Annotated in this window: 3 protein-coding genes; 2 read left to right on the top strand and 1 reads right to left on the bottom strand. The window is 63.0% G+C overall.

Annotated features, from left to right (window positions below; all coding sequences use genetic code 11):
* On the top strand, window positions 1–195 hold a 195-nt coding region (locus tag NW857_RS09415; RefSeq protein ID WP_414336231.1), incomplete at its 5' end, for a sensor histidine kinase.
* A 67-nt stretch (window positions 196–262) separates the two neighbouring features.
* Window positions 263–994, top strand: a complete 732-nt coding sequence (locus tag NW857_RS09410; protein ID WP_414336233.1) for a response regulator — start codon at window positions 263–265, stop codon at window positions 992–994.
* A gap of 45 nt (window positions 995–1,039) precedes the next feature.
* On the opposite strand, the gene NW857_RS09405 is transcribed toward NW857_RS09410, so the two are convergent.
* A partial coding sequence (locus NW857_RS09405) for a DUF3352 domain-containing protein (RefSeq protein ID WP_414368775.1) occupies window positions 1,040–2,320 on the bottom strand: 1,281 nt, incomplete at its 5' end.

Below are 2,320 nucleotides of genomic sequence, written 5' to 3'. Positions count from 1 at the left end.
AATGGCCCCGGCATCCACCCCGAGAACCTGGAGCGGATCTTTGACCCTTTCTTTCGGGCGGATCTTTCTAAGCCAGGACAGGGGCTGGGGTTGGCCATTAGCCGCGACTTGGCCACCCAGATGGGAGGAGACCTTCGCGTGGACAGCTCCCCCCAAGGCTCTTGTTTTCGCCTCAGATTGCCCACGGCCCAGTAGAGCTTGAAAGTGTGAGCAAGGGTGTTTCTCCCAGCCAAAATCTTGAAAGCTATCCAGGAGCTGCCCAATGGCCCCCTCCGCTCAAGCCAAACCCGAACCTGCCTTGGCCCGCATCTTGTTGGTAGATGACGAGCCAGGTCTGCGGGAGGCAGTGCAAGCCTACCTAGAAGACAGCGGCTTTGAGGTGATCCCGGCTGCCAACGCCCAGCAGGCTCTGCAGCTTCTCGGCACGGCCCAACCGCAACTGATCATCTCCGACATCATGATGCCGGGCATGGACGGCTACCAATTTTTGGCGCAAGTGCGAAAACTCGAGCCCTACAGCCATCTGCCGGTGGTGTTCCTCACCGCCAAAGGCATGACTGCCGACCGCATCCAGGGCTACCGGGCCGGCGTCGATGCCTACTTGCCCAAGCCCTTCGATCCGGAAGAGCTGGTGGCCATTGTCTCCAATCTCATCGAGCGCTCGCGCGCGGCTAGCCCCTCGGAAGTGGTGGCCCGCGAGCTGGCCTCGATTCGCGCCCTGCTGTCGGAGCGAACTCTCCCCCCAACCAGTCCCTCTCAGCCCCTCACCCCAACTCCTTTGCCCCCACCGATTAAGGTGGAGCTGACGCCGCGGGAACAGCAGGTGTTGGAGAAGGTGGCAGAAGGTCTGATGAACAAAGAAATTGCCAAACAACTGCAAACCAGCGTGCGCAACGTGGAAAAATACGTCACCCGCCTCCTCAACAAGACGGGCACCAGCAGCCGCACCGAGCTGGTGCGCTACGCCCTCACCTACGGCCTGATCCGGTTGTAGCCCTCACCCCCGGCCCCTCTCCCTCTGGGAGAGGGGAGAAGGGGCTTACGGCTGTGGCTTGGGCGGAACGGTAACCAGCAGCTCCAGCCCAAAGGCGTGCTCCCCGGCGGGGTAGCTGGTGATCCCCACCCCATCGATGCGGGTCAGCAGCTCGCGGGCTTCCGGCTCTACGCTGGCCAGCCCACCTGGCAAGGCGGCTTCCAGCACCGTGCGGAGGCCTCGCCAATTCAGCAAAAAGTAGCCGTAGTTGGGCTTGGGCAACTGGTTGTAGAGGGTTTTCAGCGGCTCGGTTTGAGGAAGCAGATTGCCCTGGCGCTGGGCAAGGCTTTGCAGCGCCGCCGTGCTGGTGGTAACCATCAGGTAGTTGCCTTCCCAGGCACGGGTTAGAAGCGGACGGTTAAACAAGGGATCCGCCCAGGTTACCTGGCCATCGGCTTCCGTTACTCGCGCGCCCGACTCCTGAGCCAGCCGATCCAACTGGGCCAGGGCCGCGTTGGCTTTGTCTTTTTGGCTGCTCTCGATGATCAAAGCCGCCCCCATGCCTTGCAAGAGGGGGTGGGCCTGGGCATCGGGCGCCACCAGCAAGGCCATCTCCCCATCCAGCCAAGCCATCAGGTCTCGATCCAGATCCAGGCGGGTGTTGGTGCGGAACTCGGCCCGCAGTTCATCCAGGGACTCTTTGGCCTGGGGATCCTCTTCCAGCTCCGACACAACCGCCTGCCAGCGTTGGGCAACCTGCTGGGTGGTGATCACCGCCAGGGCACTGCCGGGCAGCCGCTGGATCAGCTCGCCCCGGGCAGTCTGCCACCTGCGCAGCAGGGGAGTTTGGGGATCCAGTTGGGTGAGTAGGCGCATCTGCAGGCCCTGCTCCCGCCAGTGGGCAGCCATAGCCAAAGAGCGCAGCGGCTGCAGGGATCCCAGCTCTGCCGGATCCCAGTCCCGCGTCCAATCTCGGAAAGACTCGGGATCCTCCTGCAAAGCCTGGAAGTTGAAGTAGGCAAAGGCCAGGGCGCCCGGCTTCTGGTAGAGATCGCCCACGGCAGCTTGGAAAGCTTCGGCGCGGCTAATGGGCTCCGCCTGGCCGCGATAGACAGCAATTGCCTGCTCCATCACCTTGGGATCGTTGGCCAGGGCCACGAAGCGGTTGCCAAACTCCGCAGTCACCCACCGTTCGCCCGGCTCCCCATTGGTTTGCACGTAGAGAGTCACCCCTTGCTCCTGGCGCTGCTCGAAGTTGGCCCCTTCCGCCTCTGCCTGTTGCCGCACTTGGGCCAGGAATTGCCTGGACAGATCGGCGTTGCGGGTGCTGGCTCCAAAGAGGATCCC

The organism is Synechococcus sp. H55.9 (genome assembly GCF_047462355.1).
In the GTDB taxonomy this organism is placed as follows: Bacteria; Cyanobacteriota; Cyanobacteriia; order Thermostichales; family Thermostichaceae; genus Thermostichus.
The sequence above is the reverse complement of the archived record's forward strand: the minus strand, read 5'-3'. Positions and strand labels throughout refer to the sequence as shown.

Excerpts from the sequence above, each read along its gene's own strand:
- NW857_RS09410 (WP_414336233.1), top strand. The coding sequence starts at position 263 with ATGGCCCCCTCCGCTCAAGCCAAACCCGAACCTGCCTTGGCCCGCATC.